This window comes from Paenibacillus sp. FW126-R14 (genome assembly GCF_058789495.1).
In genome coordinates, this window is record NZ_JBYTBS010000030.1 from 26723 (window position 1) to 53477 (window position 26755).

Genomic DNA, 26755 nt, shown 5'->3' on the forward strand with positions numbered 1-26755 from the left:
TTGAGATGACTCGATAGTGCTAGGAAATCGTGAACAAATGATGAACACACATCCCTTGACGTACCTGGCGCTTATGCAAAATGGCTGCCAAACTGCCGGCAGCCATCACGATGTTCCTCTCCTATGTTGCGAAGCTTTGGATACTCTTATCATAATCGTCTGCATGCAAAATAGTCTGACTCCTTCGAGTCATTTTTGCGTCCAAGATCTGAAAATAACTCCTTTGAGCCATATTGCCAGAACATGAAACACGTTACAATGAAGCACAAATGAGAGGTGAACTGGCAATGAAGAAAGGATACTATCGCGTGCTCGTGGCTGATCAAGAAGTACGGATCCGCCATCTTATCCGCACTCATCTGGAGAAGGACGCTATCATTGAAGAAGCGGAGACGTGCGAAAAAGCCATCATGTTGGCGCTGGATAAACAGTACGATCTCATCGTTATGGATGGCAGGCTTCCCGGAATTGGCGGTATCGAAGCCTGTCAGATGATTCGGGATTTTAAACCGACACCCATTCTAATCGTCAGCGATAAAGCGGAAGAACCGGATCGTATTGAAGGCTTTAAAGCCGGCGCAGACGATTATGTGATCAAGCCTTTCAGTCCTAATGAGTTTGTGCTTCGTATTCGCGCGCTGCTGAAACGGGCATCGCCGGAACGCTTCTGGCATCAAGAGCCCGTCCTCCGCAATCAACTCCTTAAACCGCGACTCGTCATCGAGCACTACGCAAGACGCGTGCTGGTCGCCGGCAAAGAGCTGTCTCTGACACTAAAAGAGTACGAGCTCTTGCATTATTTAGCCATGCACATCGGCAAAGTGTGCTCCCGCGAGCTGCTGCTGCGAGAAGTCTGGCAGCGTGACGGCGAAAAAGACGAACGCATCGTCGATACGCATATTAAACGGCTTCGGGAGAAAATAAATTTCTTATCGCCAGACTGCGATTTAATTAAAACAATATGGGGATTAGGCTACCGGCTCGAGGATCAACCTCTCCTCTGATCGGCCAGCGTCCCCCTCTTCTCTTACGATAGCGTCAATCCCCCGGCGTCCAGCCTTGCTCATACACATACCGGGTTAGCTGAACGCGGTTTTCCATGCGCAGCTTTTGCATAATATTTTTCAAGTGGTTTTTGACCGTATGCTCAGAAATGCATAGCCCTTCCGAGATTTCACGATTGGATTTGCCGCTTGCCACCCATTTCAATATCTCCGTCTCCCTGGCCGTAATCGAGGCGTCGGGAGGTGCGGAAGGTTTTTCCTTCACAGAAAATTCGCGAAGCAGCTGCAGCGCCAGCTCGCGAGACATCGGCGCCTCGTCCACCGCTACGGCTTTCAGGTATTCATGCCAGGAGTCCGCGCTGAGATTTTTGAGCAAATAGCCTTGTGCCCCGCGCTTAATGGCCTCGAATAAATCCGTTATATCGTCCGAAACCGTAATCATAACGATTTTCACATAGGGGAACCGCTCTTTAATTTGCTTGGTTGCTTCCAGTCCGTTCATGTGCGGCATCTTAATGTCCATTAAAATTAAATCCGGCATCCATGCCTCGGTTAATCGAATCGCTTCCAAGCCGTTGCATCCCTCTGCAACGATCTCAAATGCCTCGTCGCTGCTCAGAATTGAGCGAATCCCTTCCCTTGCATGCGGATGATCATCTACGATCACGATGCGAAAAGATGAGTTCATCCTGTTGGTCCCCCTTCTGACTTGTCTCTGTTCTAACACTACTTACTATACGCCATAATAAGAAATTCAAAATGGCTCGAACGGGCTATTATTCGGCGTTTTGCCGCATCTTCTGTGACCTTTATATGACGTTTGACGAAGATAGCCCTTTTTAGCCATAGCATCCGCTCCCATAAACATTTACGATCATAAAAGATGTCCAAGCTCTTACATAATGGTGAATTTGAGGAGGTGAAACCTGATGAAAAAGTGGGGATTTTTCGCCCTGTTTTGTTTGGCGTTTGCTCTAGGTCTCGGGATCTTATGGGATAAAGCTTCGACGCACCAGTCCGATGTTCAGAAATCGGTGAATGCGAACAAAATGCCTGAAGGGACACTCGATGCAGGTGCAGCGCAGACGACTTTCAAGCAAAACTGCATGTCTTGTCACGGCGCAGAGCTCGGTGGCGGCGCCGGGCCGAACTTGCAAAAAGTCGGAACGAAGCTGACCGACGAGCAAATTTATAAAAAAGTGATAAGCGGCGGAGGCATGATGCCTGCCTTTAAAGATCGATTGAAGGAAGACGAGGTTGCCAACCTGGCGCGTTGGCTCGGAACGCACAAATAACAAGAAGGCCAGCTAGTTCCCAAGGGAACCGGCTGGCCTGTTTTATGACCATTTTCCCCGTTCCTTACCGTGCTGTGTGAAACTATTGTGAACAATGGCGGCAATCTAGGCCGCAGCCTTGCTTATCTCAACGCGCGTCCTCTCCAGCTCCCGGACAACGCTCAGTTTCCAGCCCATATCCGAGGCTCGCTCGCGCATCATTTTGAGGCCGTAGCGCTCCTGGTAGGCGAACGGATCTGCCTGGATGCCCCGGCCATCGTCTTCAATCGAACAAGACCATGTGCCGTCTTGACTTTCCTGACTCTGTAACCATACATGACGGGCACTCGCGTGTTTGCGCACATTTAACAGCGCTTCGTGGATGGAAGAATAGAGCTCAATCTTTTCCTTGGTCGTCAGCCGGTCATCTGAAATTCCCCAGTTCCATTCAACGTCTATGCCGGTCTCGGTAATGAAATCCGTCACCATGCTTGACAAGTACTGTGTCCACGGCGGCGCATCCGGGTCAATCGGGTAGCGCAGGTTGGAAATAGCTTGTCTGACATATTCATTCACCTGATAGACCGTATTTCTTAAACTGACCGCTTGCTGTTTATACTCGGAATTTTTGGGAAGCGCCCCTTCCAATTTGTCCATTTTGATCGACATCAAAAACAAGGACTGCGCAATGCCGTCGTGAAGCTCTCTGGCAATCCGTTCTCTTTCCTTCATTGCGGTTTGTCTCGATTTCTCAAGATTCAATTCCTCTTGCGTTTTCTCGATGAGCGAGAACAATTTCTGTAAAAACGTGATGGAAACTGCGAATACGAGGACTGGTGCAAGCCAGTTTCCCAATTCCATGGAGATATAGTCAAGAAACAAATGATGCCGCGAATATTCCCATAAGGCCAGTGTCACAGTTGGAATTGTAAGAATTAACCACTTCATTTGCTTGTATGTCATGGTTGTGCACATCCTTTCCTATTTGTTCTTATCACTGATTTCTCATTCACTCTTTACTATACGCAACATTTGCAATTTCAACATGGCTCGAAGGAGCTATTCCTCGTCATTACTTGTCCGATATAGCTCTTTGTAGTCATGCCATTGCTTTCGAGAACGATTATAATAGCAAGATGAAATCGGAAAGGATGTGTCGATACATTGAAACGTTGGATTGCCGGAGCGGCTCTCTCCCTCTTCTTCCTGTTGACCGCTTGTCAAAACGCGAGCATGGGCGACATGGACATGGGAGACATGCAGCATGGCAACATGAAAATGATTGACGTTGAATTCAAAGTTACGCCTGAAGCGCCGAAGGAGAACGAACAAGTTACCCTGCAGGCATCCATTACGCAGGAAGGCGTAAAAGTGAAAAAAGTCAGCGAGCTCACGTTTGAAATCTGGAATGACAGTCTCTCCACCCCCCACGAGAAAGTGAAAGCCGTAAAAAAGGAAGATGGGGTTTATACGCTAGACAAAAAATTTGCCGCAGCCGGTACTTACCATGTCATTACACATACGACCGCCTCAGGCATACATACCATGCCGGCTTACGAATTTAAGGTTGCGTCAGCCCACTAAGGAGAGAATGCCGATGAATAGGAATGCCGCTAACCGCAAATTTTGGCTTATCGGAGGCGCAGTTGTCCTCCTTGCCGCAATAGCCTGTTCCATCGCAATAGGCTTCTGGCCAAGCGGACCCAAGCTCCCCAAGCTGCGAACCGCACCGGAGTTCAGTCTTCCGAGCATTCAAGGAAATGCTATTAAACTCAGTGATTCAGCAGGCAAAGTTCGGCTTGTCGAGTTTTTCTTTGCCAACTGTCCCGATATTTGCCCGGCTACGACCATGAATATGGTTACGATGCAAAACCGTTTAAGCGAGAAGGGCCTATTTGGCAATCAAGTTGAGTTTCTCAGCATTACGTTTGATCCGGAGCGCGATACGCCTGAAGCGTTGGCAGCCTATGCGAAGCAGATTGGCATCGCACCCGGTCCCGGATGGCAGCTGCTCAGAGGGACTGAGCAGGAAACGCTGCAGATTGCCAACAATTTCGGCATTATGGTTGTGAAACAGAAGGACGGGCAATTTGCGCATTCGATCAAATCGTTGTTTTTAATCGACGGGGACGGTATCATCAGGCAAATATTTGATATGGGCGCCACGATGGATACCACCGAAATCGAGAAATCGATTAAAAAGCTGGTTAAATCGCTATAACGATTGGCCTAGCCTAATTTTATGGACGAGGAGTCACCTCGCTATGCATGGATCAAAAAGGCTATTTCGGATACTCTTTCTCCTGTGTGTGCTGTTCACTGTAAACGCGGTGCCCGGCTATGCGCATTCTACGCTGGTCGATGCCAGCCCGCCGGCGAACAGTTCTTTATCGGAATCTCCGGACCAAATCCGGCTGTCATTTAATGAGCGCATGGAGAAGGAACTTTTTGAAATTAAAGTGTTGGACAAAAACGGCAGACCGGCAACGAAGCAAGCTGCTGAAATGAGCTTGGATCAGAAGGAGATTTCTCTGCAGCTGCCGCCGCTGAATGACGGAATCTACACGGTCAGCTATAAAATAATATCGGCAGACGGGCATCCGGTGAAAGGCTCCTACGTGTTCATGCTGGGTTCTTCAGAAGCGGCATCGGCAGACGGACAAGGTGGTCTTGAGATCGGGGGCGGACTTTCTCTTCATCTTTCATGGCTGCAAGCTGCAATGTATACGGCACGATTTTTATTTTACATCAGCTTCCTGTCCGTCATTGGCTGGATGTTCTGGCGGTTAATTGCCCCTCCTGCTGCCTCCGAAGCGGTGATTCAAGCTCAGAAGCGCTGGGATTTGTATTTGCAGCTTCTGTTTTCGGCAGCTTTTGTGCTGTTGATCGCAGCTCAGCTGCCTGAGCTTCTGATTTCGCCAGACCTTGAAAGCTTGTGGGGGCTGCTCGCCGGGACGCGAATTGGACATTCCTGGCTGCTTACGTTCGGACTCATCGTACTCGGATTCCTCGTAAACGGCCGCATCAAGTCTCTTACTTGGGGCTGGGTGCTGCTTCTTCCCGCAGCCAAAGTATTAAACGGGCACGCCATGTCCTTTGAACCCGTCTCACAGATGGCTCAGCTGAATTACCTGCATTTGGTGTTTGCCTCCATCTGGACAGGCGGTATTGTGTATGCCCTGCTGCATTGGCGTAAATACCGGGGAACCGTGGAACAATTTCTGCCCCGATTCTCCTCGCTGGCGCTGCTGAGCATCGTCATTCTGACATTTTCCGGGCTATTCTTTGCTCTCGGTATTTTGCCGAAATGGACGTATGTGCTCTATACCCAGTGGGGCAAATTGCTCTTGGTAAAAAGCGCGCTTGTCATCGTCGTCTGCGCGATTGGCGCCATACTCCGCTACCACATGAAAAAGAAGGCTTCTTACGCGCTTTGGACATTCATTAAAATCGATGCGGCCGCGATGCTCTTGATCGTTCTCATTGTCGGGATTTTTACTTATCTGAATCCACTGCCGATGAATACGCCGCTGGTCTGGCAGGAGAAAAGCGATAAAGGCGATATCCGGATGCAGGTTTCACCGCACTCTCCTGGGGTCAACACGATTTCGATAGCGGCCCATGGCCCTGCTGATGCGCCTGTCCCTAAAGAAATTCGCCTTTTCATTCAAAGTATGGACGATCCTAGTGTTGCACCCATTGAGGTGCCGCTAGAAAGATCTTCAACCGACCCCTCGCAGTTCTCTGCCAAAGGGCCGTTCCTTCCTTTTCCGGGAAAATGGAACTTTGACCTTCGGGTCATGGATCGGAATGACGATGAAACCGTGTATGACAAGGAATCTATCCTTTATTAACGCAAAAGTAAAAGGCACCCTTTCGGGTGTCTTTTGTTGTGTATGTTCGCAGGCGAGAAATGACACTAGTTAGCCATTGAATTTATATTAATTTTCGACTATCATTATCGTTGACTCTAAAACTACATTATGTAGTGTTTATAAACTAACTTTGTTACCAGGAGGTTTTTATGAGCAACGCCAAAATTGAACGCAAATCGTACAAACAACAGCTGCAAAAAGAAGCTGAAAAAAGGAAGAACGTGCAACGCCTGATGGGATGGTCGCTGGCCATCATTTTGCTTGCTTTTCTTTCATTAATTGTCTATAGCATAGCTTCCAAATCATCTGTGTCCAATCAGCTCGTGGATTCAACAGAATTTAGGTACGAACAGCAGCCGGCATTAGGGAACCAAGACGCCCCTGTCAACATCGTAGAATTTGCCGATTTTAAATGCCCTGCTTGCATGCAATTCGACAAAACGATTATCCCTCAGTTGAAAAAAGATTTTATCGATAGCGGAATAGCCAAGCTGCATTTTATTAATTTTCCTATTATTAGCCCGAATGGAGACTCCAGGACCGCCGCTTTGGCAGGTGAAGCCGTTTATCGCCAAAGTCCCGAGGAGTTTTGGAAGTTTTATGAGGCAGTGTATGCCAAACAAGGCGACGAAAAAACGAACTGGGCGACGGCGGATTATCTCGTTCAAATTGCGAAGGAGGCCAATCTAAAGCTGGATTTCGACAAGCTGAAAAAGGATATTACGGAACAAACCTATGCTCAGGATGTGAAAAACGACGAAGCCATCGCGGCCAAGCTGGGTGTGAACAGCACACCAACGTTGTATATTAATGGGCGAGCCGTTGCGGGTCAGGATACGTTTAATTACAGCGCCATTAAAGAAGCAATCGGGAAAGCACAAGGCGAGGCTTCAAAATGATGGATCTCTTGAAGTCTTACAGGTTATATGCAGCCTGGCTCATTGCAGTTATCGCGCTTGGCGGCAGCTTGTTCTTCAGCGAAATCATGCTGTTTGAGCCTTGCAAGCTTTGCTGGTTCCAGCGCATCTGCATGTATCCGCTCGCTCCCCTGCTGGGTGTTGCCGCATACAAAAATGACCGGGGCATCCGGCCGTATGCACGGATATTAAGCATCGTGGGCATGGGGTTCTCCACTTTTCATTATATGGAACAAAAAGTACCGGGCATGTCCAAAGTGCTGCCCTGCACGGTCGGCATTCCTTGCAGCGGTCAGTACATCAATTGGCTGGGGTTTATTACAATCCCCTTCCTGGCGCTTATCGCGTTTACTCTCATAACGATTCTGCTGTTTGTGCGAGTAAGCACAGAAGATTAGAAACAGACGGCTGTCACAGAAGTAAGCTAACGGGAAAACATCCCGCTTTTTTGACCGAAATCAGATAACTCTTATGAAAAAAATCGGTGATTTACTGGATACAATCTCATTTACTCAAATATTATGCTTGCACATAAAAAACCCCTCCACTGGCTCAATATCTAGCTCACACCGATCCATGTGCTAGAATCAAATCCAGTTTCGGGGTTTTTGTGTAACATCAATGATCGCGCTGGCACGCAAGCAATATGGCTACTATTGACTTCTCATGATGTACCTTGCTTAACTTGTCTTCACTGCTCTGGGAAGGATCCATCTCTTATCGTGTTGCATCCAGGATTAATCTGGCCAGCATCGCAAGGTCTGCAATATCGATCTTGCCATCGCCGTTCAAATCAACATGCTTGTATTGATCCCAATCAGGATCTGCAGACGACTTGCCGTAGCACTTAGCCATCAGCGCCAAGTCGCCGATGCTGATTTTGCTATCGCCGTTCAAGTCTCCAGGCATTCTCGTGTTGACTGCTGCCAGGAACGCCTCAACCGCGCTGCTCAACTCAGCCGCCGCTTGATTTACCTGCAGCTGGGTGACCGATGCATTGCCTGCCACTGCTTTCGCGCTTTCGATAGCCGCTTGCAGCACCGCTTTGGCTCCCGCAGGATATTGCCCGTTTCCATTTCCTTCCACAGCTGCATCATGAATGCTTTGCGCGTTGGAAATAGCTGCATGAAGAGCTGTCTTGTTGACATAAATAATTTCGATATTAGTCGGTATGTTTGTTCCTTCCGGTTTTGTTTCCCCGTTTGCTTCGCCATTGGCAACAGAGACGTCAGTCAAGGTGATGGTCGAGGATGTGGAATCGGTTTGCGCTAATGCTTTCCAATGGATTTTCAGCAATGGGCCATCCGTGTTCACCCCATTATCATGACCAAGACTTGCCGCAAGAATGCGAACTTTTCCATTCGTTACCTTGGTGTCGATGACGATGAAATTCGCTCTCAGCGATTCTGCCGACAAAAATTCAACCTTGGCGGGATCAAAGCTGATCGTAATATCCTGAGCAAGAATGCCCTCCTTCACATGAAGCAAGCCATAAATCGCGTCGAAGTTATCGCCTGCGATGACGCTTCCGTATACACTTAACGTTGCGGTCGTGTTTTTCGGAGCCTCAACGGTTACGTTGGCTTTCGCTTTAATCGAAGTGCCCGCAACTGTTCCGTTAATTGTAAATGTTCCGGCTTGCGCATATTGCGATGAAGCTATAGCATCCCATACAACCGGTACTACTTCCGTCGGGTTGTTGTGGTATATGACACTCACCGATTCAGGCAGCATAGGGTAAACCCCGGATACAGTTGTAACCGCAACGTCGGGTATGCTTGTTATGGTCAGTGTTCTGATCTGATCAGCACTTAAAGCACTATCAAATAAAGAGAATTCATCAACCGTCCCGTTCAAGTACGGATCGGCGGAATATTGCGATTTTCCGATGTAATTATTTTTGGTCAGCCCCATGTCGGAAGGTTTAAAGGTCATATTGGTGTTTGTGGCTGCCAAGCTGCCGTTAATGTACATCCGTGCGGTATTCCCTGATTTGGTGATTGCGATATGATACCAGGCATTTGCGGAGAGCGTCATCGATGTGGAAGTAAGTGTCTGCTCAGCAGAGCCGTTCACCTTAATGGCAAACCTTGGCAAGTTATTTGTGGCTGCTCTCAAAGTGAGGAACATGTTCGTATCCTGATCTTTACCGAAATCAAATATTCTGGCCCATGTCGCCATCGTTGCCGGATTTACCCATAAAGCGACTGTAAAATCGTTAAGATCCGATACGATTCCTTCGGGAAGATTTGCATACTGGCTGCTTGCGGACTGCAGCTGCAGTGCATTTCCTAATTTTCCGGACGCTCTGTTTCCGGTAGCCCCGATGATAGTGGCATTATTTCCTCTGACTGAGTCAATAGCCGTCGCTCCGCTTGTTTCGTCAAACTTGTACCAAGCTACGTTGCCTCCTCCGTTCGGAGCACGATTGACCGTCACCGTTACATTTGCCGAACCAGTCAGTTCGCCGTCCTTAGCGATAAGCTTGAATTGGTATTCGCCTAATTCCGTTACAGTTACTTTCGTATTCATCGCATTTGGATTTTCAAAAATCACGACGGCTGGTCCGCTGACAAGGCTCCAGCTTACCGTTACCGGTTGTCCTTGCAAACCGTCGCTCACCACATTGCTTTTTAGATTGATCGTCGGCAAGGTGGATTGTGTGCCTGAAATGATCGTGACCTTCGGAGCCATTTTCTCTACCTCGACCATACTTTTTGCAGTCATTCCGTTATCAGCAGCCGTGGCGGTAATTACAGCCGTTCCCTGTGAAACAGACTCAACGGTTACACTGGCAGTTCCAGCAGCCGGATTGTAAGTGATACTGGATACGGTTGCAACCGCCGGGTTGCTGGATTCAACCTTCACCATTTTATTGTCGGCATCTAAAGGCTGTAACGAAATCGTAAGCACTTGGGTCGCCTTACCTTGAAGGCTGATTTTATTTTTGTCCAGAGATATGGCAGTTACAGCGATACGCGGAATGACATTTACGTGAGATTGTGCTGTAAATGCACCATCCACTGTTGTTGCAGTAATGGTTGCTTCTCCTACCGAGACGCCTGTCACTACGCCTGTATCACTTACGGTCGCAACAGTTGGGTCGTCGCTCGTCCATATGATCCGCTTGTCGTAAGCATATTTAGGAACGATGGATGCAATCAACTGCTTGGAAAATGTTTCTTTCACCGTTAGTGTGCTTTGATTCAGCGTTACGCCTTCAACTGGATATATTCCATATTCAAAATTCATATAGTCGATATCGAATAGATTCTGCGTTTCGGTTCCGACATATTTGAAGAAGACGTCGTGTGTGCCGAAGAGGGTATCTATTTTCGCACTATAATCTTGGAATGTCTTTCCGTCGCCTGCCGGTACGATCAGTTCGCCAACCTTCGGACCGTTCAAGCTGTCTAAGTGGAGCTCGATGGTTCCACCGGCGCCGGAAGCAATCCTCGCCGTGAACGAAACAGCTCCCTCATTGCCAAAGGCCAGCTTGCCGAGGGCGTGCCATGAACCGTTGGTCACGTTGGTCAGCGCCATGTTAACGACTTCGCCCCGTCCTGAGATGACCTTCGTTGAGATGCCGCCCGAATTCCAGCCGATCGTTTCGCCTTCGATTCGTTCGAACGGATTCATCGTCTTCAGTTGACTGACGCCTTGGCGTTCCATCTGAAGCGGTGTGATCGTTCCGTCGGCATTGATGCTGATCTGGGTGATGCTCGGCGAGCGGTAATCCCGATTGCCCGTTTTCCCGGTGGCTAGCCGCTGGGCGATGTTGACCTGGCGGGTGTGGTAGATGATGTACCAATTGCCTTTATACGTGAAAATCGCGTGATGGTTATTGCCGCCGTCACCGTTTCCAAACACGCCCGGTCCAGGTAGGATAGGACCAATATACTTAAACGGCCCCAGTGGACTGTCACTGACCATGTAAGCGATGGTGCCGGTAGGCGGATAACCCGCTCCATTCGTACCGCTGAAGTTGGAGCAATAGGAATAGTAGTACTTGCCATTGAATTTGTGAATACCCGAATCCTCAAAAAGCCTCGGAGCGTCGATTTCCACTGGCGTCCCGACAATGCTGATCATGTCGTCGCCCAGCTGTACAGCACGGGCTGACTTGGGATTGTTGGCATCTAATCCGCTTATGCCGCCGCCGTAGTAGAGGTACGCCTTACCGTCATCGTCCACAAAAACCGCCGGGTCGAAGAGCCACGGCACCTTTACCGAATCGCTGTTCGGCGTACTTCTGCTGATGAGAGCTTTCCCCAGGGGATCATGAAACGGTCCGATCGGTGAGTCTGCCTCCAGCACACCGATGCCGTTGGCGCTGTCGGCGAAGTACAAGAAGAATTTTTCTTTTCCATTTACAGTCTTGTGTGCAGCTGCAGGCGCCCATGCATTGCTTGCCCAGGTCGTCAGACCGTCTGCAAGTTGTCTGCCAACAGGCACCTTGCCGTGGTCGGTCCAATTCACCATATCGTCTGAAGAGATAATTAAGATGCTGCGGCAATTTGCATAGCTGTTTGCCGTATCCGGCGTCAGTTCCCATTGAGCCTGGTCATCCGTCATATAGACGTATATTCTGCCGTTGTATTCCATGACAAAAGGGTCTGCACCGTACTTGTGGGTGATCAGCGGGTTAGAATAACCCGGCACCTTCGCCCATGCGCTGCCGCTTTCGGTCGCCAACAGCCCGAATGACGCAGATACGCCGGTCACATCGTAAGCCGATTTACCGCCCTTCACCTTAACATAGTCGAGCGTGGCGGTGACCGTTTTGGCTGCAGCCTGCAGATCCGCCACTTCCAGCTTCACGGTGACAAACAGATTCCTGCCGCTGCCATTGAAGCTCACGTTGCTGCCTGTCACGTCCACGCTCAGTTGGTTGCCGACTTGTTTCCATGAAGCTTTGCCGGTTACTGCGCTGCTGAGGACCACATCCTTCGCCTTGAGCTCGTTCGGAATGCTGAATGACGCGGAAATTTCGGAGTAAGTTCCCTCAGGCAGAGCATCCAAACTGAGTGGCATATCCACTTTCGTTCCGCCTGCGCCGGCGATGCCGGTTGCTCCGGTCATTGCAGCGCCGAGCGCTGTCTGGGCCGTGGCACCTTTCAGTTCGTCGCTCATCCGGAAGTAGTCGAAGTCCACATAACCGCCCAAGGTTGTTGTTGCGTAGTTATACAGTGCGAATCGGTAACCCATGAAGTGGTTGGTGGTACTATAAGACATCTGCTGCGTATTGCCCAGTTGGGTCCAGTTCAGACCATCGAGGCTGTAGAAGAAGGTGCCTTTGTCCGTCTGATTCCGAAAGTCGGCGTCGACCTTCAGATACACCTTGCCATTAGTAAGCGGAATGCTTTGCACGTCGGTGTGAGATGTTGTGGAGGAGCTATTAACCATGACAAGGGTCTTGGCGTCGTTATCCATCCGCACTTCAATGGTGCCGTACCGGGCTGTGAAGAGTGACAGGCCGGCTCTATCGCCATTCTTCATTTTGGACACGTCCAGCGCGGTCTGTACGGAGGACGTGGGGCCGAAGGTCCGCTGGGTCAGCGTGTTCCGTGCGTTCAGGAGATTCGTGGCGATCTGCCCTGTGGTCAGGCGCAACCAACCAGAACGATCCGTCAGGGACCAGAAGCGGTTATCCGGATTGTGATTCCACTGCCATGCCAGGTCCAGGTTGGAACCGTTATACCCATACTCTGGGAGAGACTTGCTCAATTTTGCATCGCTATATGTCGGCTTCTTCGCATTGTTATAAAACTCATCGGAATACACAACACTTTTCAGATCAAAGCTGCCCTGAATCGGCTTCGGGCCGCTCCGTGTCAAATGCTGGCCGGTCTCGTCATCACCGAACATCGGCCAACCGTTTGACCAGTGGATCGGCATCACCCAAGGGATCCGGCCCACGGAGCCGCTGTCACGGAAGAGAATGCCGTACCAGTTCCCCTTACCGTCGTCGACGATGTTGCCCTGAGCAGGGCCCCCGCCGTTAATATTTTCCTGCGCAACCGTCTTCGCTTCAAAGGGCCCATTCAAGCTGTCGCTGCGGTGGACAACCTCCGTCCGAGGTTTGCCCGACGGCCATGTGATACAGAAAATGTAATATTTACCGTCGATTTTCTGAATATGGGCGCCTTCCGCAAGCCCGCTGGTTGGCGTGATGCCGGTAATGGGATCCGGCGCATGGATGTTGCTAAGAATCACCCGAGGTGTGGCGCCCGGCTTGATCCCCGTCACCGTTTCATTCAACTCGATGATATAGAGCGGGTTGTTCCCGTAGACCAGCCAGTTCCTGCCGTCGTCGTCCAGCAGCAGACTGCAGTCATGGTAACGAGTATTGATCTCATACTTGCGCCATGGCTGATTTTCCGGATCTTCCGTCTGGAAAATGTAGGTCTTGCCTGTCGTCGGAGACGGAACCACCACATAGAAGGTCCCGTTCTTATACCTCAGGCTGCTGGCCCAAGTGCCATTGGCATACATATTTTGGTTGTTCTTAAGCGTCGTAGCATCCATATCATCCATGATCAAATAGCAATAGCTGATGGTCTCCCAATTGATCAGATCGTAAGACTTCATGATAGGCACGCCCGGGTTCATATGCATCGTCGTGCTGGACATATAGTACGCATCACCGACCCGGATCACATCCTGATCAGGCACATCCGCCCAAATGACCGGATTCGTATATGTTCCATCGCCCTGATCAGAGGAAGCAAGCGGCGTGTCCGCAAATGCTTGTTGAAAAAATGAAAAGTTGCCCACTAATGTAAACATTAATAAGAGTGCAATTAGTTTCTTAAACATTTTCAATCCCCTTTCCAAACAAAATAAAATTTCTTTCACTCCCAAAAGAGGGCCGCAACGATTACCCTCTTTTGTCGTTTGAAACATTTTGTATCAGAATCTTTACATGTTACCCTAATCCAATATTTTCATAGCTACTATCGCAAGGTCCTCAATGTCGATCTTGCCGTCGTTGTTCAAATCCAAGTTCTTGTACTTGGACCAGTCCGGATCAGCTGAGGTTTTGCCATAGGCGGCTGCAACGATAGCCAAATCACCCACCGAATAACGACCATCCCCGTTCACATCGCCTGGTTGAGCACGAACTATTGAATCAACAAACGCTTGCAAGGCTGAGCTTAGTTCATTCATAGCCTGCTCTACCTGCAGCAGAGTCGCAGTCGTGTTATCTGCAACAGCTTTCGCTTGGTCAATAGCTGCCTGCAACACTGCTTTAGAGCCCGCTGGATACTGGCCAGCACCCGTTCCCTCAGCAGCTTCATCATGTTTGTTTTGAGCATCCGCTATTAATGCAAGGAGTGCAGTCTTATCAATGACGACGTTGCTAAGCTGAACCGTGTGAGAGCTGCCACTTATTTCTTTTTCAAAACCGGCTTCATCGGCAATGACAAGTTTAGATAAAGATATCGTAGAAGCGGAAGCAGGTGTATCTGATTTCGCCTTCCAATGAAGCTTCAAAAGGTTACCGTCAAGACGGGCATTTTGTCCGAGAGTAACTGCAATGAACCGAACTTCCCCTTGTTTCTGAGCTTTGTCTAGAATCACAACTTCATCCGGTTTCGTGGACTCGGCAGATACGTATTCCAGCTGACTCGGATCATAGGTAAACGTTACGTCCTGAGCATAAATGTTTTGAGTCATGCCGCTTAGCCCATAATTCAGGTCAAAGGCTGCTCCTTTAAAAGCTTCTGCCGGGCCTTGAAGAACGGCACTCTCAGGCAATGTCACCGTGACCTGCGATGCTGCCGTTTTACCCGACCCGTCTTGGGCCGTTGCCGTGATGGTTGTCGTACCGGCGGCAATTGCCGTAACGTTCCCCGATTGATCAACCGTTGCGACGGCATTGTTGCTGGATGACCATAGCAAACTCTTATTGGTTGCATTCTCGGGAGCCACTGTTGCTGTCAATGTTCCAGTAGCGCCGGTTTTCAAATTCAACGCTGGAGGAGCTATTGAAACGCTTGTTGCCAGTACCGTTGTCGGTGCAGTCGTGTCCAGGAAAGAAACATCATCGACATAGAAATCCATTAAATCATTAGTTGCACTAGGTGATTGAACCCAAGATGTCTCAACGAAAATGGCCGGTCTGCTAAATTTGGCATCAGCTGGGACTGTAACTGTTCCTTCAATTGTCCCCCAGACTCCTTTCGTAATCATTGCCCGCCCAAAATCTTTATACTGCCACCAGGATGTATCTAATTCAGACATATTTACTGGATCTTCATTTCTAATCGTGAGATTAAATTGTCTTGTAGCAGGACCGGAGTCATATTTCACCTTAGCGGAATATTTATAGGTCACACCAGCCTTCACTTTTCCGTCAACGGATTGTTTGGGACCGGAGCCTGTTGTTTTTCTGCCGGTGACATTTAGACTATGCGAGCCGCTGTAAAAAACTTGATCCGATACTGAAAGAGTCGCTGTATCATTAACCGTCCATGGGGTTAATCCAGCTTCAAATCCCCCATTTTCAAGCAATTCAGTCAGCTTAGTAACGGTTATCGTTAATTGGGTTGTTACAGTGTTACCCAACACGCCCTTAAAGCTTACAATAACATTGGTTATACCGTTAGATTTAGCCGTAATCTTCCCGTTTGCCACCTCTGCAATTTCCGGGTGGGGATTGCTGTAGGTCGCGGTATTTGTTACGTCTTCTGTCCGGCCGTCAAAATATTCAGCAGTTATGGAGAAGTTTTTCGTACCTCCGGTCCACAGCGATACAGCGCTGTTATCTGCCGTAAGTTTCTTTACTGTCAATTCACTGTTCAAGTCTTTTACAAGCATATTCAGTGTATCTGTTTTTCCGCCATAGCTAACAGTAATGCTTGTTGAGCCATATCCCACTCCGGTTACAGCTCCGTTGCTGACACTTACAATGCCGCTTTGTGCTGGTAATGCAGCTGCCTGAGACGTAACATCTTCACTGGTTCCATCAGTGTATATGGCGGTAACCTTCATACTTGCCTTGTTAGTCCCGGAAACAATATCAAGCTTATGTTTATCGACGGATGCGTTAATGGCAGCAAGCTCATGAACAGCGCTCTTTTTCCCGAATTGCCAATAGTCTACCTTGAAGAGATTGCCTGTTGATGCTCCCCTGAATACCATATAAAGATCATGGATACCTGCAGCACCGGAAACACTTGTTGCTTTTGTACGCCAACTATTTTCTCCGCCTGTGTTGGAAATAGGCAGTGTCCCGATCAATGTGCCGTCAGCACTATCTAGATGCAGCTCAATGTTGCCGCCGTCCGTAGCGCTTGCTACATTAACTGTAAATGTTCCAGCACCAGCAGTCCCAAAATCAACTTTGGATACTGCTGTCCAGTCCCCATCGTCTATGCTGCCAACTGCCAGATTGATGCTGCTTACCATTCCTCCGGGTTCGGCAATGCTTTCAGTGGATATTCCTCCATTCCAACCGATCGTTTCAGCCTCAGCCCTTGTATAAGGATCAAAATTTTTGATCTGCGGGACACCTTTATAATCGCCAGTAATATTCTGGATTACTCCGTTTGCATCAAAACTAACCTTATTGATGTGTGCGTTGCGGTACCCATGGGGTTGACCCCCCAGTTGTGGGACCGTCCCGCTTTCTGCCATAGCCTTTGCAAGAGTCTGTGCATGGTATGTGATATACCATTGATCGTTGAATTCAAAGATAGCATGGTGGTTGTTGCCTCCAACACCGAAGAAGGTGGAAGGGTTAGGCAGTATCGTTTTGACAAAGGTAAATGGGCCCATCGGGTTGTCGCTAACCATATAAGCAATAGCGCCTGTAGGGATATCCGCCGGATGTCCGCTAGAGAAATTAGTGCAATAGGAGTAATAGTATTTTCCGTTGTATTTGTGGATTCCCGCATCCTCAAACAACCATGGCGGATTCATGCGTACAAGCGTTCCGCCACTGGCAGCCAGATCCAAGCTGATCATATCCGCCCCAAGCTTTGCAATACGTGCCGTTCCCGGATCAGCATCCTTACCTGTCGGAATGCCCCCGCCAAAATATAAATAACCGCTGCCATCATCATCAACCAGCACCGCAGGGTCAAACAGCCATGTAACATCGCTAGCCCCAGGAGTACTTCTACTTACCAATTGCTTTCCAATTGGATCAGTAAATGGACCGATCGGACTATCCGCTGTGAGCACACCAATACCACTTCCATTATCGGCGAAATAAAGGAAGAATTTCTCCTTGCCATCGATTGTTTTATGTGCAGCTGCCGGAGCCCAGGAATTATTAGCCCATTTTGCCGCACCTTGTGGACCGGCTACAGGTATTTCTCCGTGATCCGTCCAGTTAATCATATCATCGGATGAAACAACCGTAATCTTATTGATCTTACCGTATCCGTTATCTTTAATTGTCCCGTCGGTATTATACTCTAGTACATCATTTGTCATGTAAACATATACTCGCCCGTTATAAACCATGGCAAATGGATCGGCACCAAACTTTTGCGTAAATAGCGGATTGCTATTGCCAGGCGTTTTAGCCAATGCTGGCGTGACGGAAGCTGACGCAGCCTCTACACTTGCCGCAATTGGGCTTGAAGTGAGTGCTAGAGTTAAAGCTATCGTCATCACAACCAATTTACTCCATATCTTCATCGAGCAACCTCCATCTTTTAATATTTTTGATTCTAAAAAGCGCAAAAATTGTACACGCTTCCGGGGTTGAAACATTTTGTATCAAACAAAGTAGATTTTTTCCTAACACTATAATACTTGACACAATCTATAAAACGCTTACATTATTAACGACACTTACCTAATCTCGCCGCCTCCCTCTACCTCCTCTTGTCATTATTTGCTTTCTCCTAATAAGTTAGCTTCCTCTCCTCAGCTAATTCATCATCAGTATATCTTTCACAAAGTGGAAGTTGAATAGAATAATTTAGTATTAAAGTCGAATTTTTTGGCAATTGAAAACGCATACAATAAATAAATTAATCATACTTTACGACATAAAAACAAATGACGAGTGACTTCCCCTATGCCAACTTTATTATTAAGACTAAATCATTTGTTCAGCCTCATTCCGCTCCATGACAAAGAGGATGCTTTCAACATTCCCATTTTTCTTGAATTCTCTGGTGGTCATTCCAGTAATACGTTTAAACAGTGTGGAGAAATAGTGAGCGTCGTTATAACCAACGAGAAAAGCGATTTCAAACGATTTGAACGAAGTCGTCTTAAACAGCTCCATCGCTTTGCGTATGCGAAAGTGCGTCAAATACTCAATAAAGGTACGACCTGTTTCCTGACTAAATACTTTGCTTAGATGGCTAGCACTCATCTTGACATGCTCTGAAGCATCTTGAAGCGAGAAGGTATCATTGTTGTAATTAGCATGGATATACTCCTTGACACTCCTGAGCATTTCACCATATTTATCGTTAGTTTGCGAACGCCAAGTCCAGAATTGATTCGTAAGGATGGTCAAATACTGGATTGCATCATCTGTTGAACGGACCTTTGTAAGAATTTGCTGCAGCTGCTGAAGTGTTTCTTCTGGCGCATCCCGATGCCGGTACATGTCCTTCGCAGAACGGAAGACTTCCAATGTCAAATCATTAAGAAGATAATAGCCGATAGAGGCCGAGGTCCACTTCATTCCATTCAATGCCGATGCGATTTCCTCAATGAAGGAAGGCAATTGCGAAGGTGATCCTACTTTAAGAAAATTCACAAACCCAGCACGGTCCAAGAAAACATAATGCTCCATAGATGCTGGGATCGATTCCCAGAGCGTAATACGGTTTTGCCTTAACAAACGCCTCCAGTGCATATCCTCGGCTGCTTCCAGGAAAGAAAGGTGAATGTTCATAAGCCGTTCCTGTACGCTTCCGATACCCAAAGCGATCGATACCGTGGAAGCAGGCCCCTGCTCGGAACTTATATGGAGTATTTCCTTGAAAATATCCAGCTCGTTCCTGATTTGTTCCAGCGTATCTCCTTTGATTAACCAGCAGATCTCGGTCCTGCTTCGCTTGAATTGCAACCATTCCTTGTGATCGAGAGCTTGCAGAAATCGCTGAAGCAGCTCATTATCTACTTGAGTTGCTGTAAGGAGTTCCGATAACGGCTCATCTTCAAGCGTTCGAACATCTGAAATAACGGCAGCATAGTACCGCGCTTGCAAATTAAGCGATAATGCTGCTCCGAACTGTATGGCCTCAACCGTTGTGATAAAACCGCTGCACAGATCATTGAGCAGTTTCTCGCGCGAATGTTCCGCTTTCTGCCTCTCTCTTAGCTTCAGCCTGTCAATGCTTGCCTTAATTTCACGCTCCTTGTCGATCACTTCGCTGACAGTACGCAGAAGCTCGATGAGATCTGAGGCACGGATCGGCTTCAGACAATAATCGTGGACCCCCATTCGCAAAGCCGATCTTGCATAACCGAAATCCTCATGTCCCGTTAAAATAATAATTTTCACGTCCGGATATCGTTCGCGCAGGATTGCACTTAATTCCAGTCCGTTAATAAAGGGCATCATGATGTCGGTAATAACAATGTCGGGACGTAATTGCTCGATTAACGTTAGCGCCATTTCCCCATCGGGGGCTTCTCCGCAGCAAATAAAGCCCTCTTGCTCCCATTGGATGCAATCCCGAATTGTTTCCCGGATCAGAATTTCATCGTCTACAAGCATGACCTTTTTCATAACATCTCACCTATTTTTCATTGGATTGAGAAGAGTGAAAATATACCGAACAAATTTTCGCTTCATTTGCCATTCTAGCGGATTTGTTTTACATAACGGAAGTAATCAAAGTCGGCATAACCTCCGCTTTCCTTCGTGGCATAGCTGAACAGTCCGATCCGATAACCCATGAAATGATGAAGCGTATATTTCATCTGCAGGGGCTGGCCGATGGACTTCCAGTCTTCCCCGTCATTTGAATAGTAAAAATAAGCCGTATCCGCGCTTTCAACGAAATCAAAATGGATTTTCAAATAGATCCGGCCGCCATCATACGCCAGGCACTCGACCGTTTCCTCGCAGCCATCCTCCCCTTTGACGCACATGGCGACACGGCGCTCTCCTCTCTCATTCGCCTGAATGCCGACGGTACCGAAATCGGATGCCAGTGCCACCAGTCCGGCGCGGTCTCCCGGCTTCATCCCCTCCGAATCGATCATCGTCGAAGTGGTGCATCCTGGACCTTCTGTCCGCTGCGTCAACGTATTGCGGGCATATTCAACGCTGCTGGCAAGTTGACCCGTCTTCAAACGCAGCCAACCCGGCCGCTCTGTTACGGACCACCGGACGTTGTCCGGATTATGATTCCATTGCCAATTGAGGACGAGCCTATTGTCGGTATACATGAAATCGTCGCTGACCACGAGCGATTTAGGCATTGAACCCGGAAGAGCCGTTTCAAAGGACACCGCAGCTTTTCCCTCCACACCGATGGCCGGCCAATCGTTCTCCCAGGTAACGGGCAGCACGCATGGAACTCGACCTACCGCATCGTGGTCCTGGAACAGCACGGCATACCAGTCTCCGGCAGGTGTATTGACGATGCCCCCCTGTGCGACGCCTTTGTTATGGTAACCCATGTCGTCATCGAGAAGCACCCTGCGCTCATAGGGCCCAAGAAGCTCACGCGAACGATAAACCAACTGTCTGCGGCGCCGGTTTCCCGTGTTCGGCCATTCGATGAAAAATAAGTAATAAAACCCGTTCAGCTTATACGCATGACAGCCCTCGCACCGGAGTCCAATTCCACTGCGTTCTGTCTCGAACAACAGCTGATTGACACCGCCGGGCTTGAGGGCTGTTGCATCGGTCGTCAACTCGGTAATACGAATATCGCCGTTTCCATGAAAAACAAATACGCGGTTGTCGTCGAACAGCAAACTCGGATCATGGTGAAGCCCCTGAATGGTGAATCGTTCCCACGGTCCGTCCTCGATGTTATTGGTTCGATACACATAGTAAGTGTTCATATCGTTGCTTGAGAAGCTGACATAGTACAGTCCGTTATGATGACGCAAACTTGCAGCCCAGGAGCCTTTGCCGTAGATGCCTTTGCCGTCCAGCAAATTGTGGGCGTCGTTGTCTTCGAACGTCTCGAGGACGTAATTTACAAGCTCCCAATCCATTAGGTTTTCCGATTTCATGATCGGGCAGCCTGGCATCGAATGCATGCTAGTGCTGACCATGTAATAAACGTTGTCTACCCGGATGACGCTCGGGTCTGGTACATCCGCCCAGATAACCGGATTCGTTATGATCGTTTTTCTCATTGACAGCTCTCCCACCACGGATCTTATTTCCTTAAAATTTCCCGATATTCCAACGGCGTAACGCCAGTGGATTTCTTGAAAAAACGAGTAAAAGAATGCGGGGCTTCGTACCCCACCCGAGCACCCACTTCAGCGATCTTCAGCACGTCTTGCTTAAGCAAATCTTTAGCTTTATCCACTCTGACTTCATCGATATACTCTGATAAATTAACGCCGCTTTCCTGTTTAAAAAGCCGTGATAAATAGGAAGGGTTGAAATGTATCACACTGGCTAAACGTACGAGAGACAAGTCCTCGCCAATATGCTCGTCGATATACGAACGGACTTTCTCAATCACTGCACTTGCCCTATTGCGTTCAACACTCACTCGGAGATCAAATAAGGACTCGGCAATATTATGCAAAAACTTGAAACTATCGTGCCAAGAAGTATGCAAATCTCTTTGCATAAGACCCGTTGTTCCAACCTTGTCATGCAGCTCCCAACGGTTTATATACGATAAAAGGAGCAGCGCAATTGTATAATAAAGTTCTATGAGAAAAGGTCCCCCGTTTCCGGGTTCATCAAAAGCCGTTTCCTTCAGCTCGTTAAACAGATGGAGAAATCCCTCTCTACCTCCACCTTCAAGATAATGCGCCAAAGACTCCGCCTTCTCTCTTAGTGTTCGTGAATGAGCTGCCGTCTCGACCGGTTCAAAGCTAACCGTTTGGACCATCTGAACACCGTCGCCCGCTCGCCAATACTGTTGACTTCTCACTCGGTCATACACCTCGTTAAGCTGCATCCAATAGCATGGGTCAGCGCAAAGCGTAACGGCAAACGTAAGTCCCAAAGATTCCATACAAGCTTGCTGCATAAGCTCAAATTGCCCTTCTAGAAACATTACGGTATGAGCGCAGCTTTCGCCAGATCCCGCTCCATTGCCATTCGTCTGCTGAATGAGCCAGACGAGGCCGCCATAACGGTCAATAATGCCAAGACTATTCGTTCGTTCCGCAAGGAACGTCTCCGCCAAAAATTTTACGGCAAGAGCTGTCTCCTGACTTTCGGCAAACGAATGATGCATGTCTGTACACTGCAGGTCACCTACCGCCACAAGGACAGGCAAAGAAGGATCAAGCGCAATGCCCAGTTTACGAAAATCTACCTCTAGCTCCTCCGGTGATCGCGCGCCCTGCAGCAAATACCTGAAATAGTTACCTTGAGCGAGTGTCTCAAGCGTAGTAAGCTTCTCTCTCGACTGCTGAATGAGATGATGAAATTTTAAACTGTTTTCCAGTTCACGAATGGCATCGGTTACCACCTTAATAATTCTGTCGTAACCTTCGCTCTTTAGGAGATAACTCACCCCCGGCGATTGAGTCGCTTCATAGATATAATCGAAGTCATTGTACCCTGTCAAAAAAATGATTCTGCAATGCAGCCAAGTGCTTCGAATGCTTTTCATGAGCTCAAGCCCGTCCATTCCAGGCATCCGGATATCGGATAACACAATGTCAACTCTCGTTTTATTCATCCAATCCAGCGCTTCTTCGCCGGAGTAAGCTTTATATAAATCAAGATCCAGATTCAGTTGGCTAAATACATCAAATAGCCCATCTGTAATGATCTCCTCATCATCAACGATCAGCATTCTAATCATGAGCGACACCCCCTTTCAAGGGAAAACAAATCATTACTTTCAATCCCCCAAGCTCGCTTCGATGAACACCCAGACCGTATGATTCACCGAACGTAATCTTCAAACGGCGGTGAATATTCACCAAACCTGTCGTTTCCATATAATCATCACCGTTATTCAAGGAATCGGCAATAAGTTGCAATCCATTGTCCGTTAAAGTCTCTCCGTTATCCTCCACTACGATGCGGATATCTGCCTCTTCGATCTCGAATCGGATAACAATACATCCGTTATGTTTCATTTGTTCCAAACTGTGTTCGAATGCGTTTTCAATAATGGGTTGGACAATTAAACGAGGCAATGACACCTGCTCGATTTCCTCCGGAAGGGAGTCGAATTGCACTCGAATGCGCCGCGAGAAGCGCAGCTCCTGAATCTCTGTATACATTCTGGCATGGTGAATTTCTTGTTTGAGCAGAACCTCGTCGGATGCATTGCGTGTTACAAATTGAAAATATTCGCCGAGCTGTGTTGTAAAATGCTCAATTCGTTCAACATCTCCAATTTTCGCCATCGTTTTCAGAATAAAGAAGCTGTTATATAGAAAATGCGGGTTAATTTGCGATTGAAGCTGCTTCAGTTCCGCCCGCTGCGCCATAATTTTCTGTTTATAGACTTGATCGATCAAAGAACGAAGATTGACTACCATTTGGTTGAAACGGCTGTATAAGTAACCGAATTCATCCTTAGATTCATGTTGGATGTTAACGTCAAGATAGCCATTTTCCATACGTCGAAAGCTTTTAACAAGTGTCAACAGCGGTTTATGAATAAATTTGTAGGTATAAAATGCATAGCCCCCTATAATCACAATGGCTGCAAAAATAAACAACCAGGCCCACATATAAAACTTGTCCAGCTGCTTTTTAAACAATTGTTCCGGAATGAAGCGGTAAATTGACATTTTCAAATACTCGGAGCTTGCTACAGCCGTATTATAGTGGCTTCCCGAGATCGTAAATGTTCCTGTGTTATAAATCTGAGATTCTTTTGTTTGTTGTACAGCAGTCATATCCAGCTGCAAGTGCTCTATGGAACCACTCTTGAGAATGAGACCGGTTTTATCCGCTATCATCAATGTTCCGCTTCCGGTGTATGTGTTAAACTGGCTTAACGCCTCCTGAAGCTTTTGTTGATCAAGCTCGATTTCAATAATGAACAGCGGTGGATTTCCATAGGTTGCACTTTGCTTCGCCACGCTTAAGTATAGTCCTCCGTTCCACTCAATAATCCCATTGTTTCGACTGTTTAATTCTGAAGGAAGACCATAATAGCGATGGGTATCGAGCTCACGAGGTCCCGTGGCAGACGAAATGGTTTTGGATAGCGGATAGATATGTACACTCACATTTTTGATATACGTAGAGCTGTTTTCAATCACGTAGAGCCGTTTACGCAGCGAATTAATTTTCTCAGTGCGCTTAAACACATCCATCGTATTCCAAGTCAGCGACATCTCATTGAGGTCCTCATCCTCAAGAATGCCATATTGCAGCAGCTTCATCCTTTCCACCTCGTTCTCAAGATCGGTAAGATAGAAGGTGATCTGAGATATTGCTGTCTTGGAAATGTCTTCGCTTGCCGTCTGAACGATCCAGTGATACAGGTAGATGCCAAATAAAATAATGGGCAGTATGATCATCAAAAAAGTGCTGAGCAGCCGAAGGAAAATCGTGTTTCGCAGAGAAAACGGTTGACGGTTAATCAAGGGCCAAGCCTCCAACTTTTTTCTTTCATTATAGCTTGAAAGTATGAAAGCTTCCTAAAGCATTTTTGTCATGTATGCAGCCTGCTCCTTTTACCCCTTAACACTTCCAAGCACAATCCCTTTCACAAAATACTTCTGCAGGAACGGGTACGCCATAATAATAGGAAGCGAGCCCAGGAATATCTGAGATGCTTTCAGTGTTCGGTCGGAAATAAGAGCCATATTCAGCGCTTCGTCACGTGACATATTCGTTAAATTTTGTTGAATGACAATCGTTTGAATATAGCTTTGAAGCGGGTAATGACGAGGGTCCCCCATAAGCAGAAGGCCGTCAAACCAACTGTTCCAATGCTCTACCATGGAGAATAAAGCAAGCGTTGCAAGAGCCGGTTTTGAGATTGGCACATAAATTTTCCACAGAGTCGTCCAGTAGCTCGCGCCGTCCACGACAGCCGCCTCTTCCAGTTCTTTCGGCACCTCTCGAAAAAAATTCAGCAGTAGGACAACACTGAAAATGGGAACAGCGCCTGGCAGGACGAGCGCCCAAATCGTATCTAACAGATTGTACTGTTTAAGAGTGGCGTACCAAGGAATTAAGCCGCCGTGAAAGAGCATCGTCATAAAGAAGATCCAAGCATAAACCATTCGCATGCGGAACGTTGTCGATTCTTTGGACAAGGGAAATGCAACGAGTATCGTTAACACCAAATTTAATGGCGTACCGATCGCAATACGCTCCAAGGACACCAGCATGGATTGCCAGAACGCTTCCCGGCTAGCCGTAAAAGCATAGGACGCCAACGTGAAATCGACCGGCCACAGTTTCACATGACCTGCTGCTGCTGCAGTGCTAGAACTAAATGAGACGGCGACGATATGGACTAACGGAAGGATACAAATCAGCGACACCAATATGAGAAAGAAACTATTCAGAACGGAAAACCACTCTAGCCGCCTTCGACTTTTGGGTACCCGAATATATGCGTCCGACGCTGATCTTGATGATGGCTGTACCATAGTTTTCCTCCTCCTAAAAAATGCGATATTTCGCGAACCGATATGCAACAAAGTAAGAGCTAGATATCAGAATGAGTGAAACTAGTGATTTGAATAATCCAACCGCTGTTGCGACACCGTACTGGGCATCCAACAAACCGATTCGGTATACAAAAGTATCCAGAATATCGCCGCTTTGATACACTTGTGGACTATACAAATTAAACACTTGATCGAACCCCGCATTCAGCAGCTGTCCAAGGCTTAATACAGACAGCAAAACGATGACCATACGCATACCGGGAATGGTGATATGCCAAATCTTATGCCAACGGTTTGCGCCGTCAATCGTAGCAGATTCATACAAACCGGGATCTATGCCGGTTATTGCCGCTAAATAAACGATAGTCCCATAACCAAAGTTTTTCCATATATCCGAAGATACGAGAGTGAACGGAAACCAATGATTGTCCCCAAGAAAAAATATTTTCTTAAAACCAAGCGCACCCAACAATTCGTTAACAATACCGCCTGAAGGCGATAAAATATCGATGAGTATGCCGCCCAGGACGACCCAAGAGAGGAAATAAGGTAAATAAATGGTCGTTTGCACACTTCTTTTAATTACCTGATTTTTCAACTCGTTGAGAAGAATGGCAAATACGATCGGCACGATTAACCCCAGAATAAGCTTAAGGCTTGAAATAAACAGGGTATTCCAGAGCACTTGAGCAAAGCTGGGCAGGTTCATAACATAATTGAAATTATCCAAACCGATCCATCGCTGAGGACCGAAGAGGCCTTTTGCTGGAATGAACTTCTGAAACGCGATAATAATTCCTGCCATGGGGACATACGAGAATAGAACAATTAGTACCAGTCCCGGCAATATCATCAGATGCAGCGGAAGTTCTCTCCATAGTTTGCTCGTTCTCATACTCAACCTCCCTTATATGAAGCAAAATAAGCAGAGGAAGGAAGAGCAATCCTCCTCTGCC

17 protein-coding genes are annotated in these 26755 nt (G+C 47.7%); 7 read left to right on the plus strand and 10 right to left on the minus strand.

Going from position 1 to position 26755, the window contains the following annotated elements; all coding sequences use genetic code 11:
- Window positions 1–287: 287 nt before the first annotated feature.
- Window positions 288–1004, plus strand: coding sequence for a response regulator transcription factor (locus AC3WRW_RS18865; protein ID WP_492547849.1), 717 nt, complete (start codon window positions 288–290; stop codon window positions 1002–1004).
- A gap of 34 nt (window positions 1005–1038) precedes the next feature.
- On the opposite strand, the gene AC3WRW_RS18870 is transcribed toward AC3WRW_RS18865, so the two are convergent.
- Window positions 1039–1692: a response regulator gene (locus AC3WRW_RS18870; RefSeq protein WP_492547850.1), complete on the minus strand. Its 654-nt coding sequence runs from the start codon at window positions 1690–1692 to the stop codon at window positions 1039–1041.
- Window positions 1693–1933: 241 nt separating this feature from the next.
- Here AC3WRW_RS18870 and AC3WRW_RS18875 point away from each other — a divergent pair, with 241 nt between their 5' ends.
- Complete coding sequence (locus AC3WRW_RS18875; protein ID WP_492547851.1) at window positions 1934–2299, plus strand: c-type cytochrome; 366 nt, start codon at window positions 1934–1936, stop codon at window positions 2297–2299.
- Between the two features lie 105 nt (window positions 2300–2404).
- On the opposite strand, the gene AC3WRW_RS18880 is transcribed toward AC3WRW_RS18875, so the two are convergent.
- Entirely contained in the window at window positions 2405–3241 is an 837-nt protein-coding gene (locus AC3WRW_RS18880) for a sensor histidine kinase (protein ID WP_492547852.1), read from the minus strand.
- 201 nt (window positions 3242–3442) lie between these two features.
- Here AC3WRW_RS18880 and AC3WRW_RS18885 point away from each other — a divergent pair, with 201 nt between their 5' ends.
- The 5 genes from AC3WRW_RS18885 to AC3WRW_RS18905 all read left to right on the plus strand — a co-directional run bounded on the left by AC3WRW_RS18885 (window position 3443) and on the right by AC3WRW_RS18905 (window position 7468).
- Entirely contained in the window at window positions 3443–3862 is a 420-nt protein-coding gene (locus AC3WRW_RS18885; protein ID WP_492547853.1) for a FixH family protein, read from the plus strand.
- Between the two features lie 13 nt (window positions 3863–3875).
- On the plus strand, window positions 3876–4499 hold the full coding sequence (locus AC3WRW_RS18890; protein WP_492547854.1) for an SCO family protein: 624 nt from the start codon (window positions 3876–3878) through the stop codon (window positions 4497–4499).
- Between the two features lie 43 nt (window positions 4500–4542).
- Entirely contained in the window at window positions 4543–6132 is a 1590-nt protein-coding gene (locus AC3WRW_RS18895) for a copper resistance CopC/CopD family protein (RefSeq protein ID WP_492547855.1), read from the plus strand.
- A gap of 170 nt (window positions 6133–6302) precedes the next feature.
- Entirely contained in the window at window positions 6303–7052 is a 750-nt protein-coding gene (locus tag AC3WRW_RS18900; RefSeq protein WP_492547856.1) for a DsbA family protein, read from the plus strand.
- Entirely contained in the window at window positions 7052–7468 is a 417-nt protein-coding gene (locus tag AC3WRW_RS18905) for a disulfide oxidoreductase (RefSeq protein WP_492547894.1), read from the plus strand. The genes AC3WRW_RS18900 and AC3WRW_RS18905 overlap by 1 nt, the downstream gene beginning before the upstream one ends.
- 319 nt (window positions 7469–7787) lie before the next feature.
- On the opposite strand, the gene AC3WRW_RS18910 is transcribed toward AC3WRW_RS18905, so the two are convergent.
- The 8 genes from AC3WRW_RS18910 to AC3WRW_RS18945 all read right to left on the minus strand — a co-directional run bounded on the left by AC3WRW_RS18910 (window position 7788) and on the right by AC3WRW_RS18945 (window position 26694).
- Complete coding sequence (locus AC3WRW_RS18910) at window positions 7788–13889, minus strand: family 43 glycosylhydrolase (RefSeq protein ID WP_492547857.1); 6102 nt, start codon at window positions 13887–13889, stop codon at window positions 7788–7790.
- A 114-nt stretch (window positions 13890–14003) separates the two neighbouring features.
- Window positions 14004–17696, minus strand: a complete 3693-nt coding sequence (locus AC3WRW_RS18915) for a carbohydrate-binding protein (protein ID WP_492547895.1) — start codon at window positions 17694–17696, stop codon at window positions 14004–14006.
- A 433-nt stretch (window positions 17697–18129) separates the two neighbouring features.
- The gene (locus tag AC3WRW_RS18920) at window positions 18130–19782 is read right to left on the minus strand and encodes a response regulator (protein ID WP_492547858.1); all 1653 of its coding nucleotides are present in this window, start codon (window positions 19780–19782) and stop codon (window positions 18130–18132) included.
- 74 nt (window positions 19783–19856) lie between these two features.
- The gene (locus AC3WRW_RS18925) at window positions 19857–21371 is read right to left on the minus strand and encodes a glycoside hydrolase family 43 protein (RefSeq protein ID WP_492547859.1); all 1515 of its coding nucleotides are present in this window, start codon (window positions 21369–21371) and stop codon (window positions 19857–19859) included.
- A gap of 23 nt (window positions 21372–21394) precedes the next feature.
- Window positions 21395–23014, minus strand: a complete 1620-nt coding sequence (locus AC3WRW_RS18930; protein ID WP_492547860.1) for a response regulator transcription factor — start codon at window positions 23012–23014, stop codon at window positions 21395–21397.
- On the minus strand, window positions 23007–24761 hold the full coding sequence (locus AC3WRW_RS18935) for a sensor histidine kinase (RefSeq protein ID WP_492547861.1): 1755 nt from the start codon (window positions 24759–24761) through the stop codon (window positions 23007–23009). The genes AC3WRW_RS18930 and AC3WRW_RS18935 overlap by 8 nt, the downstream gene beginning before the upstream one ends.
- A 90-nt stretch (window positions 24762–24851) precedes the next feature.
- The gene (locus AC3WRW_RS18940) at window positions 24852–25778 is read right to left on the minus strand and encodes a carbohydrate ABC transporter permease (RefSeq protein ID WP_492547862.1); all 927 of its coding nucleotides are present in this window, start codon (window positions 25776–25778) and stop codon (window positions 24852–24854) included.
- A 13-nt stretch (window positions 25779–25791) separates the two neighbouring features.
- Window positions 25792–26694, minus strand: a complete 903-nt coding sequence (locus tag AC3WRW_RS18945; RefSeq protein ID WP_492547863.1) for an ABC transporter permease — start codon at window positions 26692–26694, stop codon at window positions 25792–25794.
- Window positions 26695–26755: the final 61 nt, after the last annotated feature.

What these genes read in the sequence shown, in the direction of transcription:
- AC3WRW_RS18865 (WP_492547849.1), top strand. Translation starts at nt 288, where the DNA reads ATGAAGAAAGGATACTATCGCGTGCTCGTGGCTGATCAAGAAGTACGG.
- AC3WRW_RS18870 (WP_492547850.1), bottom strand. Translation starts at nt 1,692, where the DNA reads ATGAACTCATCTTTTCGCATCGTGATCGTAGATGATCATCCGCATGCA.
- AC3WRW_RS18875 (WP_492547851.1), top strand. Translation starts at nt 1,934, where the DNA reads ATGAAAAAGTGGGGATTTTTCGCCCTGTTTTGTTTGGCGTTTGCTCTA.
- AC3WRW_RS18880 (WP_492547852.1), bottom strand. Translation starts at nt 3,241, where the DNA reads ATGACATACAAGCAAATGAAGTGGTTAATTCTTACAATTCCAACTGTG.
- AC3WRW_RS18890 (WP_492547854.1), top strand. Translation starts at nt 3,876, where the DNA reads ATGAATAGGAATGCCGCTAACCGCAAATTTTGGCTTATCGGAGGCGCA.
- AC3WRW_RS18895 (WP_492547855.1), top strand. Translation starts at nt 4,543, where the DNA reads ATGCATGGATCAAAAAGGCTATTTCGGATACTCTTTCTCCTGTGTGTG.
- AC3WRW_RS18900 (WP_492547856.1), top strand. Translation starts at nt 6,303, where the DNA reads ATGAGCAACGCCAAAATTGAACGCAAATCGTACAAACAACAGCTGCAA.
- AC3WRW_RS18905 (WP_492547894.1), top strand. Translation starts at nt 7,052, where the DNA reads ATGGATCTCTTGAAGTCTTACAGGTTATATGCAGCCTGGCTCATTGCA.
- AC3WRW_RS18910 (WP_492547857.1), bottom strand. Translation starts at nt 13,889, where the DNA reads ATGTTTAAGAAACTAATTGCACTCTTATTAATGTTTACATTAGTGGGC.
- AC3WRW_RS18915 (WP_492547895.1), bottom strand. Translation starts at nt 17,696, where the DNA reads ATGACGATAGCTTTAACTCTAGCACTCACTTCAAGCCCAATTGCGGCA.
- AC3WRW_RS18920 (WP_492547858.1), bottom strand. Translation starts at nt 19,782, where the DNA reads ATGAAAAAGGTCATGCTTGTAGACGATGAAATTCTGATCCGGGAAACA.
- AC3WRW_RS18925 (WP_492547859.1), bottom strand. Translation starts at nt 21,371, where the DNA reads ATGAGAAAAACGATCATAACGAATCCGGTTATCTGGGCGGATGTACCA.
- AC3WRW_RS18930 (WP_492547860.1), bottom strand. Translation starts at nt 23,014, where the DNA reads ATGATTAGAATGCTGATCGTTGATGATGAGGAGATCATTACAGATGGG.
- AC3WRW_RS18940 (WP_492547862.1), bottom strand. Translation starts at nt 25,778, where the DNA reads ATGGTACAGCCATCATCAAGATCAGCGTCGGACGCATATATTCGGGTA.
- AC3WRW_RS18945 (WP_492547863.1), bottom strand. Translation starts at nt 26,694, where the DNA reads ATGAGAACGAGCAAACTATGGAGAGAACTTCCGCTGCATCTGATGATA.